Below are 13888 nucleotides of genomic sequence, written 5' to 3'. Positions count from 1 at the left end.
TAGCCTGAAACCTATCGGGATATACCATGACAGCCCAAATCCATCCGACAGCCTGTGTTGAAGAGGGCGCAAGCCTCGGGCAGGACGTCAAAATCGGCCCCTTCTGTTATGTAGCTGCCAGCACCAGCCTTGGAGATGGGTGTGAACTGATGTCCCACGCCGTTGTGATGGGGCATACGCAAATCGGGCATGGGTGTACCCTGCATCCGCATGCTGTGCTTGGCGGCCTCCCGCAAGTTATCGGTTTTGAGGCAAGTCCTGACTCGCGTCTGGTTGTGGGCGACAATTGTGTTTTTCGGGAATATGCGACGGCGCATTCAGGTATGCCAAAGTTTGGCGGTGTCACGACTGTCGGCAATAATTGCTATGTCATGATTGGTGCCCATATCGCGCATGACAACAAAATCGGAAACAATGTGGTCATGGCCAACAATGTTTCTCTGGCGGGGCATATCGAGGTTGGGGATAATGTGTGGTTTGGCGGTCTCTCTGCCATTCACCAGTTCTCGCGCATAGGTCGGAACGCCTTCATAGGCGGTGGCGCCATCGTGGTTGAAGATGTCATTCCCTTCGGCTCAGTAGTCGGCAATCATGCGAAGCTCTCCGGACTGAACATGGTCGGATTGAAGCGACGCGGTTTCACAAAGGCCGAGCAAATGGAGATACGATCTGCCTACAAGGCCGTATTCTTTGGGGAAGGCCTCTTCAGGGAACGCGTCGATCAGGCGGCGGAGAAATTCGCAGACAAGCCGCTGGCCATGGAAATGATTGATTTCATCCGTCACGCTGGTGACAGGCCGATCTGCAAGCCTGCGTGAGGGTGTCATGGCGCCACTAGGTATCATCGCTGGCTTGGGGGACCTCCCTTTGGCAATCGCAGACAATGCGGTTGCCAGCGGGCAGGGCGTTTATGTGCTCCGTGTGAAGGGATTTGAAGAGCCTGCATTGTCGAAGTTTCCCGGCGATATCATCGGTCTTGGTGAGGTTGGGGGCGTTCTGAAAAGACTCAAGGCCGCCGGCTGTAAGGATGTTGTCTTTGCGGGGATTGTTAATCGCCCGAATTTCTCTGATCTGAAGCTCGACATGAAGGGTATGGCGCTTTTACCCAAAGTGCTTTCCGCCGCGCGGCAGGGTGACGATGCCTTGTTGCGCGTGCTCGTGAACGAGTTCGAAAAGCAAGGCTTTAATGTCCTGGGAAGCCATGAGGTGAACGGGCAATTGCTTGCGCCAGCAGGACTGATTGCCGGGAATAATCCTAGCCCGGATGATATGGCAGATATTGAACATGCCGCGCGTGTGGTCGCGGCAACAGGTGCGCTTGATATCGGACAGGGCGCTGTCGTTTGCGATGGTCTCGTGCTGGCCGTCGAGGCGCAGGAGGGCACGGATGCCATGCTGGACCGATGTGCCGGCTTGCCCGTCACAATCCGCGGTACTGATACAAAACGGCGTGGCGTTCTGGTCAAGCGTCCTAAACCCGGCCAGGAGCTGCGCATTGATTTGCCTACGACGGGAGTTTCCACAGTTGAGAAGGTCGCCGCCGCAGGGCTGGCTGGGCTGGCTATAGAGGCAGAAGGGGCGTTGCTACTCAACAAGTCCGCCATGCAGGAAGCTGCCGAGCGCCTTGGCGTATTCATTTACGGTTTCCCACCGGAGCTGGGGCTGTGAGCGCGCACCGCATTTATATGGTCGCGGCAGAAGCTTCAGGAGATGTCCTGGCGCGGGAAGTGGTTGAAGAGATCAGGAAGAAAGCCCCGGCCGTCCACATCTCCGGCATTGGCGGTGATGAACTGGCCAGCGCCGGGATTATATCTCCCATCGATGTGTCGCCGTTGTCTGTTCTTGGATTTTTTGAAGGCATCAAGGCGTATGGCGATGTGGTAAAGCTGGCTGATGCTGCGGCGGATGCCATCATTGCTGACCGACCGGACGTCGTCGTTCTGGTCGACTCATGGGGCTTTATGTTGCGGGTTGCGCAACGTGTGAGACTGCGCGATCCTTCCATACGTCTGGTAAAGCTGGTCGGCCCTCAAGTCTGGGCGACGCGACCGGGCCGCGCGAAGACGCTGGCCAGTGTTGTGGACCATTTGCTTTGCATCCACGACATGGAAGTGCCGTTTTACGAGCCGTATAATCTGGCGACGACCGTTATCGGAAACCCGGCAATTTCTCGTCATGTTGAAGGTGATGGCGCACGTTTCAGACGGCTGAACGCCCTCTCTGAAACTGAGAGAATGGTTCTGGTCTTGCCAGGCAGCCGCTCAAGTGAAATCAAGCGCGTTGCGCCGGCTTTAGTCGAGGCGTCTCATATCCTTTATAAAAGGGACCCTTCGCTTCGTGTCGTGTTTGCACCAGCAAAAAATGTTGCCGAACAATTTTCTCAGGCTTTTCCAGGGCTTCAGGATTGGGCTTTGGTAACAAGTCAGGCGGCGGATCGTTATGATGCGATGGCTGCTGCAGACCTTGCCCTGGCTTGTTCCGGTACGGTCACGACTGAATTGGCAATGCAGGGCACGCCCATGATCGTTGCGTATCAAACGGGTTGGATAACTTGGGCTCTGGCGCGCGGACTGCTCTACAAGCGCGAGCACATCACTCTTCTGAACATTGTCAGTGACGATCAGGAGATCGTTCCGGAATTTGTCCAGACCCGGCAGAAACCTTCATTGATTGCTGATAAGGCATGGGCCTGGTTGAGTGACCCTAGCGCACTGCCACAGCAAAAAGTCGACCAAAGCATTGCCCTTGACCGAATGAGGGAAGGCGACCGGGACGCTGCAGAGATTGCTGCGAGCGTCGTTCTGGAAGAGGCGGCCAAGCATGCGGCCGGTTTGATCGCTTCCTAACCCCGGACGAAAGCCTGATCGATCTTTCGCTTCAGGGTCCACAAACCGGGTAGGGATAGTGTGACACCCCATTTTTCGGCCACAGCATCCTTGCTGCCAAGGCTTACGAGTTTCATGTAATCTTTTTGCGGACTATAGGTCTCAAGCGGATCACCTTTTGCCCGCGCGGCTAGGTTCCTCATCAGGATCGGACCCTGCCGTACGGCATAGACGCCAGCACGGCTGATGTACTTGTCTTCGAAACGTGCCGTATCTCCCGCGATGAAGACATTTGGATGAGATACTGATTGCAGGCTTGCGTGTACGAGGGGGAAGGCCTCCTCCGCTTGCAGCTCGGATGAACTGAGCCAGTCATAGGGAGCCGCCCCAGCGACCCAGAAGACGTGATCCGCTTTAATGCTATGACTATCAGTAAGATGTAAGACGTTGTCTTGCCAGGATGCAGGCTCGGCGCTTTCAAGGATACTGATACCTGCCTGAACAAGCCTTTTTCTGAGGTGCTGCTGCAGTGATGAGGCTGCGTGTGGTAGAATTGTCTTATTCCGCTCGATCAAGGAAACGGTCTTGGCCTGCGCTCCAGATGTGCTTTTCAGGGCATGCTGGACAGAGAGCGCAAGTTCCACCCCTCCAAGGCCCGCGCCAATGATGGCGATATCTTTTGCGCCCGTTGCACCACTTATGGCTTCCCAGTGATCGAGAAAGCCTGCCATAGGTTTTACGGCGATACTGTCTGGATAATTGGAGGCTGTAGGCGGTTGGGATACAATTCCAACATCTATGGAAGCTAGATCGTAAGGGATTTGCCTACCTGATCCTGTAGTTACGAACTGACTGTCCACATCCAGGTGTGATGCTGCCTCTTCAATCAAGACTGTTCCTGTATCCCTGCAAAGGCCAGCAAGGTCTATTTCTACTTCTTCTCTGGCGAAGTGACCGGCAACAAAGCCTGGGACCATTCCGCTGTATACGGATCGACTGTCAGGGGTGAGCAGAGTTATCGTCAGATGAGACTGCGGATTCTGCTTTAGCCATCGCAGGGCCGTAACGTGAGCGTGTCCGCCTCCGATGAGAAGCAGGGCCGTCATGCTGTCCTCAGCCTCCCAAAGGCTTGTTGGACCACCACGACTGCAAGGCGGATGCAATGTTCAGGCAGGGCTCCCGGGTTTCAGGCGGTGCGCGATAGACCACCATGGCAGATCCTTCGAGGGCCGTTTCCTTCAGAGCGTCCACAGGCCATCTGGCGCCTGCAACAAAGCATTCGTCTAGGGTTGTCAGATACTCGCCGAACTCTGCTTCGCGGCCGTCCCGGAATAGCGGCAACCATAGGATCAGCGTGGCGCGAGGCCAGCGTTTGAGGGCTTTCGGAGTCCACAAGGCAAGGGCGTTGATATCGCGTGTCGTCTCATAGCTTGGGTCCACGAGGCAGACCATCTGTTCTCCTGTGCGGGGGGAGAGCTTCAGTGCGCTGCCATACCCATCAGCTTTCCTGATCTGGATGCGATCATCACCCGCCATTGCCTTGGTGAGTGCCTCATATTCAGCAGGATGCTTTTCGAAGAGAATGTAACGACTCTTCTCCGGTAACAGCTTTTGTGCGTGAGCAGGTGAGCCGGGATAGTTTTGTATCCCTTCCTGTTCGACAAAGCGGACCCAGGGCTGTAGTGGTTTCGGGGCTTTACCGTCGGTCATGGACAGGATGCCATCATCCGCCTCGCCACCCTTACGAGACTGCGGGCCTTTCAGGTCATATCGTCCGCGTCCGGAATGGGTCTCCACATAGAGTAGAGGACTAGTCGCCTTGCTGAATCCTTCAAACAGGGCATGCAGGACGGCATGCTTCAGCACGTCCGCCCTGTTGCCCGCATGAAAGCCATGTTGATAGGAAAGCATCCTGTCTTCCTGTCTGGTCGCAACGGTTTCTTGATATTGTTTGAAAGGACTCGAGACTTATTTTTTACTTAGGCTTTCCTTGCGAACTGCTTCGAATTCGTTGCCAGGATACCAGGTTGGCCATTCATCGGATTGGGCGATTTGTGTGCCAACGTCATAAAAGGCCTGAACGTCTTCCTTGAAACCTTCCAGATCCCAGTCCTCAGAATACTCATCCATCGGCTTGTGATAGCGCTCTGCTGTATAGACCGCTGCGGCCGCTTTGCCGGCGGCAATCCCGCCATCCCGCTTGTCTTCGCCGCCATCCGCGTACAGCATGGGTACGCCTTTTTTGGCCAGAGATATGTGGTCAGAGCGATAGAAGTATCCTGCTTCGGGTTTGGAGTCCGGTTTGATGACGCGGTCCTGTGTTGCCAGCACATCCTTCAGCATGTCTTCCAGTTCGGATGCGCCATAGCCGATAACGACCATGTCTTTCGTGCGACCGATTGGCAGGGCGCCATCCATATTGATACCGGCGACAATTTCGTTGAGCGGCACCGTGGGGTGTTCGGCGAAATAGGCGGACCCCAGCAGTCCGGACTCTTCAAGTGTCACGGCTGCAAAGATAGCCGACCGGTCCAGGTCTTGTGCGGCCATGGCTTCAGCGATTTCCAGTAGCGCCGCGGTGCCGGTTGCGTTGTCTACAGCGCCGTTGAAAATCTGGTCCGCGTAGAAGTCTTCGCCCGGCGCGCCTGTTTTTTGTTCCGGCTTTTTGCCCAGATGGTCCCAGTGCGCCGTGTACAGCATATATTCGTCCGGCGTAGTCTTGCCGGGCAGCATGCCGATGACGTTACGACTTTCAAGTTGTTCGATCGTCTGCGTGATCTCACCACTTGCCTTCATGCCCTCCAGAGGCACCGGTTTGAAGCCAGGGGTCTTGGCGGCCTGCTTCATCTCTTCCAGGTCAAGCCCGGCAGTGGCGAACAGCTTTTCAGCCGCGTCCCGCGTTATCCAACCTTCTAGCGCTGCGCGGTCTTCGCCGCCATTCGAACGTACCAGGTCGGATTGTGCGCCAGACCATGATCCTGTCACGACATCCCATCCGTAGGCGGCAGGTTCGGTTTCATGAATGATGATGGCTGCAGTAACGCCCTGACGGGCGGCTTCCTCGAATTTATACGTCCAGCGGCCATAATACGTCATGGCCTTGCCTTTGAAGAGATCCGGATCGCCCGTAGCAAAGCCCGGATCATTCACAAGGATGATGACGGTCTTGCCGCTAAGGTCCTGATCTCCGTAATCATTCCAGTCATATTCCGGGGCGACAGCGCCATAGCCGACGAACACAACATCCGTCGGATCAAAGGATATGTGATCCGTATTCTGGCGTTTCGTCCAGAAGACAGCGTCCTTTTTGGGTTCCATGGGCATTTCGGTGCCATCCGGAGCGGTAAAGGTCAGGTTGGACGCAGATAGATCCACAGTCTGATTGACCATTTTGACGGTCTGGAAATAGGTGCCGTCTTCACCGCCAGGCTGCAGGCCGATGCGTTTCATCTCCGCTGCGACCCAGTCTGCGGCCGCTTCGCCGGTTTCCGTGCCTGGCCCGCGGCCTTCAAACGTATCATCGGCAAGTGTCTCAATACGGACCGCCAGGTCTTTAGAGGTGATGTCCGTTGTCGTGTCAGTTGGCAGGGGCATCAGCAGGGCAGTCTCTTCCACGGCGTCCGCTTCGGCTTGCGGTTCCGGGGCTTCGTTTTTTTCGGCGCCACAGGCAGCCAGAACGATCAGGGATGCTGAAATCAGATATTTCTTCATAACGAGTCGCTTTCGGGACTGAATTCAATTTGCGAATTGTGTGGCACGGGTGCCTGAAGACAGCAAGTTGGGTGGTTCTGCCAAGCTGAGATCTGGCTGCATCAATTACCGGGCAGGGGGATCCATGGGTTTTCATCGCCTGGCACAGCTGGGAAGCGGAGATTGCCACCGGCCTGTACAGCTGCGGTCCAGTCAATCTTGGCCTGATCGATCTTTTCCTGGCTGCTGGAGACCAAATTCCATTCGATCCGTTTCTTCCCGGGCAGCTTTGCGCCGCCACAGATGACGCCTTTGGTGCCAGGGCTGAGCTTGATGGCAACATCCACGCCGCTCTCCAAGACCAGCATGACGCCGGCATCCGTAAATTCTCCCGCCACATTGGCCGAACCGCACACAAGATAGAGCGCGCGCTCCTCAGCGAGTTCAGAGGATAAGGTAAGTTCAGCCACGCTCTCGGTTTCCAGGGCAACGTAGAGAATGGGCGAGGGGAATTTTACAGGGGACGCCTTTCCCCATGCTTCGCCGGCCAGCACGCGTATGCGCGCGCCTGATATCTCGAATTCCGGAAGGCTGTCTGCGGCGTGATGCTCAAAGGATGGCTCGCAATCTTCCTCTCCATCTGGCAGCGCGACCCAGGTTTGCAGGCCATGCATGCTCTGGCCCTGTGTGCGAAGCTCTTCCGGTGTATGCTCGGAATGGACAATGCCATGCCCAGCGGTCATCCAGTTCATGGCGCCGGGCCTGATTACGACGTCTGTGCCGAGAGAGTCCTGATGGCGTATGGCGCCATCGAACAGGTAAGTGACCGTCGACAGGCCGATATGCGGGTGAGGGTTTACATCAAAGCCCTCGCCCGGGGCATAATCCACGGGTCCAAAATGGTCGAAAAAGACGAAAGGCCCGACGGTGCGTTGCGCATGGAAGGGCAGAACACGTCGCACCCTGAAGCTGCCGCCCAGATCCCGGCTACGGGGTTCAATTATGCGTGTGATGGGTGATGACATGGCAACTTTCCCTTGGACGGATCGATTTCATCTCCAAATTGTTACCTATGGCAAGAGAGCTTTAAAACCATGACCGCAACTGACAGTAACTGGATAGATCGGGCAGACGAGCATATTTTTGTCCTGCCGTTTCCGAGATGGAGGAACACGTCTTGGCTGAAGCGCCACCATCCATGGTTCGAAACAGGCATTATATCCGAACTGCGCGGATCAGTTCGATTGGCGTTGGAGTACTGATCCTATGGTCTCTCGCATTCCTGCTGTCAGGCTGTGCCACCCCCGTCACGCAAACAAGATTGAGTCCAATGAAACCGCCTGAGCCCGTATTCCTGCCGGAAGAGAGCACATTTGTTTCTTTCGATTGTGCCCGCCTGGGCCTGACGGTCTGGCCTGCAGAGGGAACAGATCAGCCTGAATATGTCGTCATCGGTCTTCATGGCATGAATGATTATGCCAATGCGTTCCATATAGCGGCGCCATATTGGGCCGAGCAGGGCGTGACGACTTATGCTTATGACCAGAGAGGTTTTGGCAGGTCGCCTGAGCGCGGTGTCTGGCCCGATGAAGAGGTCATGCGCCAGGATCTTCGCACAGCTACGGCCTTGGCTCGCAAGAGTCATCCAGATGCAACGATTGCCGTTATTGGCATATCCATGGGCGGGTCCGTAGCGCTCTCAGCCTTTGGTTCTGACAATCCGCCAGATGCAGACAGATTGATTGCTTCTGGTCCGGGCTTGCGCGGATGGGGGGCGATGAATTTCCTCTACAGGGCCAGCCTGTGGGCATCGGCCCATGCGCGGCCAGGATGGATCGTGCGTCCTCCAGCACGTTTCGTCCATATTGAGCCATCTGATAATATCGAGATGCTCCGCAGAGCCTCGGAAGACCCTTTGATGCTGACTGAGAACAGGATTGATCAGGTCTATGGCCTGGTCTCTCTCATGGAGTCGGCGCACCAGAGTGTTCAAGACCTGCCGCCAAAGCTGCCTGTTCTGCTATCCTATGGCGCTAATGACTATGTCGTGCCCCCTAAGGGCGTTAAGCGGACCGCAAAAGAGCTGCCGGATCATGTCAGGACAGTTTATTACGAAGATGGCTATCACATGCTGACACGCGATTTGCAGGCAGAGACGGTAAATGCCGATTACCTTGCCTTCATGGTCAATCCGGCGGGCGATCTACCCAGCCATTCGCCTGAATGGCCGTTTCGCTAGCAGTTTCCACAGCGCTTTACCTCTTGCGGTGACAGATGCGTGGACAAATATACTTCATTCTGCCACTCCTGCCCGGTAGAGATTCCCGCTATAGATGAGCAAGGCCCGATTCATGATGACTTCCTATCAGACAGCTCTAAACCTGGTTCCAATGGTTGTGGAGCAGACGAGCCGTGGCGAGCGGGCATTCGACATCTTCTCCCGCCTCCTGAAAGAGCGCATCATTTTTGTCACCGGCGGAATTGATGACAGCATGGCAGCGCTGATCACGTCCCAGCTTCTGTTCCTCGAATCAGAAAACCCGAAAAAAGACATCGCGATGTATATCAACAGCCCGGGCGGATATGTTTCCTCCGGTCTCGCGATCTATGACACAATGCAGTACATCCGTTGCCCAATTTCGACCGTATGTATCGGTCAGGCTGCGTCCATGGGATCGCTTCTCCTTGCTGCAGGTGAAAAAGACATGCGTATCGCGCTTCCGAATGCGCGCGTCATGCTGCACCAGCCCTCTGGCGGATATCAGGGGGTTGCGACCGATATTGAGCGCCATGCCGAGGAAATTATTGATCTTAAGCGTCGTCTCAACAACATCTATGTGCGCCACACCGGCCAAGAATATGATGTAATCGAGCGCAAGCTGGATCGTGACACCTTCCTGACGGCTGAAGAAGCCCAGGAATTCGGCATTGTGGACAAGGTTTTTGAGCGCCGGACAGCCGAGGATGACAAATAGGGTGCATCCCTCGCACAAAAATGGCCTGCCTCTTGCAGTGCAGGCTCAGAAACTTATTGTCTTGTTAGTAAACGGGTGGGACGTCTTTAAAGACGAAATTAAGGCTTACCCGGCATTGAGGACGGCATGACCAAACAAAACGGCTCAGGCGATTCCAAGAACACGCTTTATTGCTCCTTCTGTGGAAAAAGCCAGCATGAAGTGAAAAAGCTGATTGCCGGCCCGACGGTGTTCATCTGCGATGAATGCGTAGAACTTTGCATGGATATCATTCGCGAAGAGAACAAGACCTCAATGGTCCGGTCTCGCGAAGGGGTCCCCACGCCGCAGGAGATCTGCGATGTGCTTGACGATTACGTCATCGGTCAGGTTCACGCCAAGCGCATTCTCTCGGTTGCTGTGCATAACCATTACAAGCGTCTGTCCCACGCCGGGAAAACAGACGGGGTTGAGCTTTCCAAGTCCAATATCCTGCTGGTCGGTCCGACAGGCTGCGGCAAGACGCTTCTTGCGCAAACGCTTGCTCGTATTCTCGACGTGCCTTTCACGATGGCAGATGCCACGACACTGACCGAAGCCGGTTATGTCGGGGAAGACGTTGAAAACATCGTCCTGAAGCTGCTTCAGGCCGCTGACTACAATGTCGAGCGTGCGCAGCGCGGCATCGTCTATATCGATGAGATCGACAAGATTTCCCGCAAATCCGACAATCCGTCCATCACGCGTGATGTGTCGGGTGAGGGCGTGCAGCAGGCGCTTCTGAAAATCATGGAGGGCACGGTTGCGGCTGTGCCTCCACAAGGTGGCCGCAAGCACCCGCAGCAGGAGTTCCTGCAGGTCGACACAACCAACATTCTCTTTATCTGTGGCGGCGCTTTTGCGGGCCTGGACAAGATCATCTCGTCTCGTGGTGAGAGCGCATCGATTGGCTTTGGGGCTTCTATCAAGAATTCCGAAGATCGCGGCGTGGGTGAAATCCTGCGCAACACGGAACCGGAAGACCTTCAGCGTTTCGGCCTGATCCCGGAATTCATCGGCCGTCTGCCGGTGATCGCAACCCTGGAAGATCTCGACGAGAAAGCGCTCATCAAGATCCTGACCGAGCCGAAGAATGCTCTGCTCAAGCAGTATCAGCGCCTGTTCGATATGGAGAATGTCGAACTGAACTTCACACCTGAGGCGCTGACGGCTGTTGCTCGCCGTGCCATCAAGCGGAAGACCGGTGCACGTGGTCTGCGGTCGATCATGGAGGGCATTCTGCTCGACACGATGTTCGAACTGCCAAATCTGCGCGGTGTCGAGGAAGTCGTCATCAATGGCGAAGTCGTCGAAGGCAATGCTGAGCCGCTTTACGTACATGCCAAGAAGAGCCAACCAGAAGCTGGCTGATCCTTTCAGGCACAAACAAGCCAAAACAAAAACGCCCCGGTCAGATCGACCGGGGCGTTTTTGTTTGCGCAGACAGGAGAGACGTTCGCCGCTGGGGCGTCGGTCATCAATTCCGCTTTTCAGTTTTGGATAAAGAAGAGGCCGGTATCTTTCGATACCGGCCTCTACAAGGATTAAGGGAGAGAGATAAGGCCCCTAGACCTTGTAGTACATGTCGAATTCCACCGGGTGAGGGTGGAGCTCATAGCGCATGTTCTCTTCCATTTTCAGTTCGATATATGCATCGATCTGGTCGTCATCGAACACGCCGCCCTTGGTAAGGAACTTACGGTCTGCGTCGAGCGCTGCAAGCGCTTCTCGCAGTGAACCGCAAACTTGCGGGATCGATTTCGCCTCTTCAGGCGGCAGATCGTACAGGTCTTTGTCCATCGCGTCGCCCGGATGGATCTTGTTCTCGATGCCGTCGAGGCCAGCCATGAGCAGGGCTGCGAAGGCGAGATACGGGTTGGCGGTCGGGTCCGGGAAGCGGGTCTCGATCCGTTTTGCTTTCGGGTTGGAGCCGAAAGGAATACGGATGGAGGCAGACCGGTTGCGGGCAGAGTAGGCCAGCATGACCGGAGCTTCATAGCCCGGAACCAGGCGCTTGTAGCTGTTGGTCGACGGGTTCGTCAGAGCGTTCAGAGCACGTGCGTGCTTGATGATACCGCCGATATAGAACAGGCACTGCTCGGACAGACCGGCATACTGATCGCCAGCGAAGAGCGGCTTGCCGCCAGACCAGATGGACTGGTGAACGTGCATACCGGAGCCGTTGTCCGCAAACATCGGTTTCGGCATGAAGGTTGCCGTCTTGCCGTAGGATGCGGCCACATTGTGGATCACATATTTATACAGCTGCAGACGGTCCGCCATCGTGGTGAGCGTGGAGAACTTCAGGCCAAGCTCGTGCTGTGCAGGCGCCACTTCGTGGTGATGCTTTTCCGGTTCCAGGCCGATATCGGCCATGACGGACAGCATCTCGGAACGCATGTCCTGTTCGGAATCTACCGGAGGTACTGGGAAGTAGCCGCCTTTTGGACCAGGGCGGTGCCCCATATTTCCCATCGGGTACTCTTTGCCCGTATTGATCGGCAGCTCAGTCGAGTCAAAGCTGTAGCCGGTTTTGTGCGGCTCAGTGGACCAACGCACATCGTCAAAGACGAAGAATTCGGCTTCAGGACCAAAGAACACGGTGTCGCCAACGCCGCTGGACTTCACATAGGCTTCTGCCTTTTTTGCGGTCGTGCGCGGGTCACGATTGTAGGCCTGGCCGGAAATCGGATCGAGAATATCGCACATCACTGCCAGCGTGGTCTGCTGGAAGAATGGATCGATCATGGCTGTGCTGGTGTCCGGCATCAGGACCATGTCGGACTCGTTGATGGCTTTCCAGCCAGCAACCGAGGAGCCATCGAACATTTGGCCCTCGGTGAAGAAATCATCCTCAACCATGTCCTTGTGGAATGACACGTGTTGCATCTTGCCACGTGGATCGGTGAAGCGGAGATCGACGTATTGTACGTCTTCGTCTTTCATCAGCTTCATTAGGTTCTCAGCCATTGGAATTTGCCCTCCAGTAAAAATCAGAATTCATGGGTAACCTTGTTACAGGACGCCGGTGCTAGAGAGCCGCGTCGCCTGTCTCGCCGGTGCGGATTCTCACCGCATCAGTGATATCAGAAATGAAGATCTTACCATCGCCAATCTTGTCTGTGTGTGCGGCTTTTTTGATCGCCTCCACAGCACCTTCGACGGCCGTATCCGCCAGGACGATTTCGATCTTCAGTTTAGGTAGGAAATCAACGACATATTCAGCGCCGCGATAAAGCTCGGTATGCCCGCGCTGACGACCAAAACCTTTGGCTTCGATCACGGTCATACCTTGCAGACCGATCTCTTGCAGGGCTTCCTTAACATCATCCAGTTTGAACGGTTTGATGATTGCCTCAATTTTTTTCATGGCCCTTGTCTCCCAGCCGTTGAAGTCACGTATAAGCCAAGCGGTATGCGTCTTCTGGCGCCGAAGCGAGACCCATATGGGTTCTTAACGGTAGCTGACGGACTGCTGGTTGCTTTTTGGACTTTACTGCACGTTTTTTGTGCGCCGACTGCGCGGGGCTATCACGTATTCCGTGACATGCGCGTCATTTTCGGGGGTGCGCGGACTGCGCTTTGCAGTATATACAGCGTAACTCACAGGTTTCAGGTATCTGCTCTGGGGCTTTCTTCATTGCTCTGTTTGCGTGGAGAGGGTCTGCCCAGACCATGGTTTCGTGTGCATCGTGTCGGTGCACGCCTGGGGCGATGCAGCCACGTCGTCTAGAGGTGACGTGTGCGTAGGAAAGGCGCATCTCCTGCAGGCAGCAGATAATGCCCGACCAATTCTGGTCGGGACACGTTAAAGTCACACTAGCCAGGGGCTCAGTAATGATCTTTCTTGTTCGCCACGGAGAAGCTGCCGCAGCATGGGGGAACCATCCCGATCCGGGCTTGAGTGAACTCGGGCGCAAACAGGCCGAAGCTGTTGCAGAACAATTGCAAACGCTCGGCGCGACTCAGGCCATTACCAGTCCGATGCAACGTTGCCGCGAAACAGCGCAGCCCTTTGAGCGTGCCTTGGGCGTGACAGCTCCCGTCGTGGAAGAGGTCTCTGAGATCGATACACCGAGCTATGTCACCGATCGTGTAACCTGGCTGAAGAGATACATGGATGGGACATGGGCTGCAGAAGGCAGCGAACACTTGCCCTGGCGTGACCGAATGATGGCACGTCTAGCGAAGGCTGAAGACGGGACCGTGGTTTTCTCTCACTTCGTAGCCATCAATGCGATCGTGAGTGCACTCAGAAATGATGCCAAGACAATCGTGTTTCGGCCTGGTCATTGCTCGGTCACCCAATTGGTGCGCGAAAACGGGCTGTTGAAAGTCAAGGAACTGGGCAGCGAATCCGCAACCCGCGTGCTATGAGAT

13 protein-coding genes are annotated in these 13888 nt (G+C 55.5%); 7 read left to right on the top strand and 6 right to left on the bottom strand.

Annotation, left to right across the window (positions count from 1 at the left end; genetic code table 11):
• Nucleotides 1-26 precede the first annotated feature (26 nt).
• From lpxA to HY29_RS02320, 3 genes are read left to right on the top strand one after another with little or no spacing between them, the layout of a single operon-like run.
• Nucleotides 27-818, top strand: coding sequence for an acyl-ACP--UDP-N-acetylglucosamine O-acyltransferase (gene lpxA, locus HY29_RS02330; protein ID WP_034791421.1), 792 nt, complete (start codon nucleotides 27-29; stop codon nucleotides 816-818).
• A gap of 7 nt (nucleotides 819-825) precedes the next feature.
• Nucleotides 826-1668 carry an LpxI family protein gene (locus HY29_RS02325; protein WP_034791419.1) on the top strand — a complete coding sequence of 281 codons (843 nt, stop codon included), beginning with the start codon at nucleotides 826-828 and terminating at the stop codon, nucleotides 1666-1668.
• On the top strand, nucleotides 1665-2846 hold the full coding sequence (locus HY29_RS02320; protein ID WP_081811189.1) for a lipid-A-disaccharide synthase: 1182 nt from the start codon (nucleotides 1665-1667) through the stop codon (nucleotides 2844-2846). The genes HY29_RS02325 and HY29_RS02320 overlap by 4 nt, the downstream gene beginning before the upstream one ends.
• Here HY29_RS02320 and HY29_RS02315 read toward each other — a convergent pair.
• The 4 genes from HY29_RS02315 to HY29_RS02300 form a co-directional block, all read right to left on the bottom strand.
• Nucleotides 2843-3931, bottom strand: coding sequence for an FAD-dependent oxidoreductase (locus HY29_RS02315; RefSeq protein ID WP_051601060.1), 1089 nt, complete (start codon nucleotides 3929-3931; stop codon nucleotides 2843-2845). The two genes, HY29_RS02320 and HY29_RS02315, sit on opposite strands and share 4 nt — an antisense overlap.
• A gap of 7 nt (nucleotides 3932-3938) precedes the next feature.
• A complete protein-coding gene (rlmJ, locus tag HY29_RS02310; RefSeq protein ID WP_051601059.1) occupies nucleotides 3939-4736 on the bottom strand; it encodes a 23S rRNA (adenine(2030)-N(6))-methyltransferase RlmJ in 798 nt (265 codons plus the stop codon).
• Nucleotides 4737-4793: 57 nt separating this feature from the next.
• The gene (locus tag HY29_RS02305) at nucleotides 4794-6536 is read right to left on the bottom strand and encodes a M28 family metallopeptidase (RefSeq protein WP_034791417.1); all 1743 of its coding nucleotides are present in this window, start codon (nucleotides 6534-6536) and stop codon (nucleotides 4794-4796) included.
• A gap of 101 nt (nucleotides 6537-6637) precedes the next feature.
• On the bottom strand, nucleotides 6638-7540 hold the full coding sequence (locus HY29_RS02300) for a pirin family protein (RefSeq protein WP_034791414.1): 903 nt from the start codon (nucleotides 7538-7540) through the stop codon (nucleotides 6638-6640).
• Between the two features lie 305 nt (nucleotides 7541-7845).
• Here HY29_RS02300 and HY29_RS02295 point away from each other — a divergent pair, with 305 nt between their 5' ends.
• The 3 genes from HY29_RS02295 (at nucleotide 7846) to clpX (ending at nucleotide 10879) form a co-directional block, all read left to right on the top strand.
• The gene (locus HY29_RS02295) at nucleotides 7846-8754 is read left to right on the top strand and encodes an alpha/beta fold hydrolase (protein WP_241765114.1); all 909 of its coding nucleotides are present in this window, start codon (nucleotides 7846-7848) and stop codon (nucleotides 8752-8754) included.
• Nucleotides 8755-8848: 94 nt separating this feature from the next.
• A complete protein-coding gene (locus HY29_RS02290; protein WP_206741908.1) occupies nucleotides 8849-9490 on the top strand; it encodes an ATP-dependent Clp protease proteolytic subunit in 642 nt (213 codons plus the stop codon).
• Between the two features lie 126 nt (nucleotides 9491-9616).
• Nucleotides 9617-10879, top strand: coding sequence for an ATP-dependent Clp protease ATP-binding subunit ClpX (gene clpX / locus HY29_RS02285; protein WP_034791410.1), 1263 nt, complete (start codon nucleotides 9617-9619; stop codon nucleotides 10877-10879).
• A 195-nt stretch (nucleotides 10880-11074) separates the two neighbouring features.
• Here the strand turns inward: clpX and glnA are convergent, their stop codons facing one another.
• Together glnA and HY29_RS02275 are read right to left on the bottom strand one after the other, a co-directional pair.
• A complete protein-coding gene (glnA, locus tag HY29_RS02280) occupies nucleotides 11075-12478 on the bottom strand; it encodes a type I glutamate--ammonia ligase (RefSeq protein ID WP_034791408.1) in 1404 nt (467 codons plus the stop codon).
• A gap of 61 nt (nucleotides 12479-12539) precedes the next feature.
• Nucleotides 12540-12878 (bottom strand): P-II family nitrogen regulator, encoded by a 339-nt coding sequence (locus tag HY29_RS02275; RefSeq protein ID WP_034791406.1) that lies wholly within the window; start codon nucleotides 12876-12878, stop codon nucleotides 12540-12542.
• 467 nt (nucleotides 12879-13345) lie between these two features.
• On the opposite strand from HY29_RS02275, the gene HY29_RS02270 reads away from it, so the two are divergent.
• Nucleotides 13346-13885, top strand: a complete 540-nt coding sequence (locus tag HY29_RS02270; RefSeq protein WP_034791404.1) for a histidine phosphatase family protein — start codon at nucleotides 13346-13348, stop codon at nucleotides 13883-13885.
• Nucleotides 13886-13888 lie beyond the last annotated feature (3 nt).

The sequence above is a fragment of the Hyphomonas beringensis genome (assembly GCF_000682755.1).
In the GTDB taxonomy this organism is placed as follows: domain Bacteria; phylum Pseudomonadota; class Alphaproteobacteria; order Caulobacterales; family Hyphomonadaceae; genus Hyphomonas; species Hyphomonas beringensis.
This window is presented reverse-complemented; position numbering and strand designations above follow the sequence as displayed.

What these genes read in the sequence shown, in the direction of transcription:
- rlmJ (WP_051601059.1), bottom strand. Translation starts at nt 4,736, where the DNA reads ATGCTTTCCTATCAACATGGCTTTCATGCGGGCAACAGGGCGGACGTG.
- HY29_RS02315 (WP_051601060.1), bottom strand. Translation starts at nt 3,931, where the DNA reads ATGACGGCCCTGCTTCTCATCGGAGGCGGACACGCTCACGTTACGGCC.
- HY29_RS02290 (WP_206741908.1), top strand. Translation starts at nt 8,849, where the DNA reads ATGAGCAAGGCCCGATTCATGATGACTTCCTATCAGACAGCTCTAAAC.
- HY29_RS02270 (WP_034791404.1), top strand. Translation starts at nt 13,346, where the DNA reads ATGATCTTTCTTGTTCGCCACGGAGAAGCTGCCGCAGCATGGGGGAAC.
- HY29_RS02295 (WP_241765114.1), top strand. Translation starts at nt 7,846, where the DNA reads ATGAAACCGCCTGAGCCCGTATTCCTGCCGGAAGAGAGCACATTTGTT.
- HY29_RS02275 (WP_034791406.1), bottom strand. Translation starts at nt 12,878, where the DNA reads ATGAAAAAAATTGAGGCAATCATCAAACCGTTCAAACTGGATGATGTT.
- clpX (WP_034791410.1), top strand. Translation starts at nt 9,617, where the DNA reads ATGACCAAACAAAACGGCTCAGGCGATTCCAAGAACACGCTTTATTGC.
- HY29_RS02300 (WP_034791414.1), bottom strand. Translation starts at nt 7,540, where the DNA reads ATGTCATCACCCATCACACGCATAATTGAACCCCGTAGCCGGGATCTG.
- lpxA (WP_034791421.1), top strand. Translation starts at nt 27, where the DNA reads ATGACAGCCCAAATCCATCCGACAGCCTGTGTTGAAGAGGGCGCAAGC.
- HY29_RS02305 (WP_034791417.1), bottom strand. Translation starts at nt 6,536, where the DNA reads ATGAAGAAATATCTGATTTCAGCATCCCTGATCGTTCTGGCTGCCTGT.
- HY29_RS02325 (WP_034791419.1), top strand. Translation starts at nt 826, where the DNA reads ATGGCGCCACTAGGTATCATCGCTGGCTTGGGGGACCTCCCTTTGGCA.
- glnA (WP_034791408.1), bottom strand. Translation starts at nt 12,478, where the DNA reads ATGGCTGAGAACCTAATGAAGCTGATGAAAGACGAAGACGTACAATAC.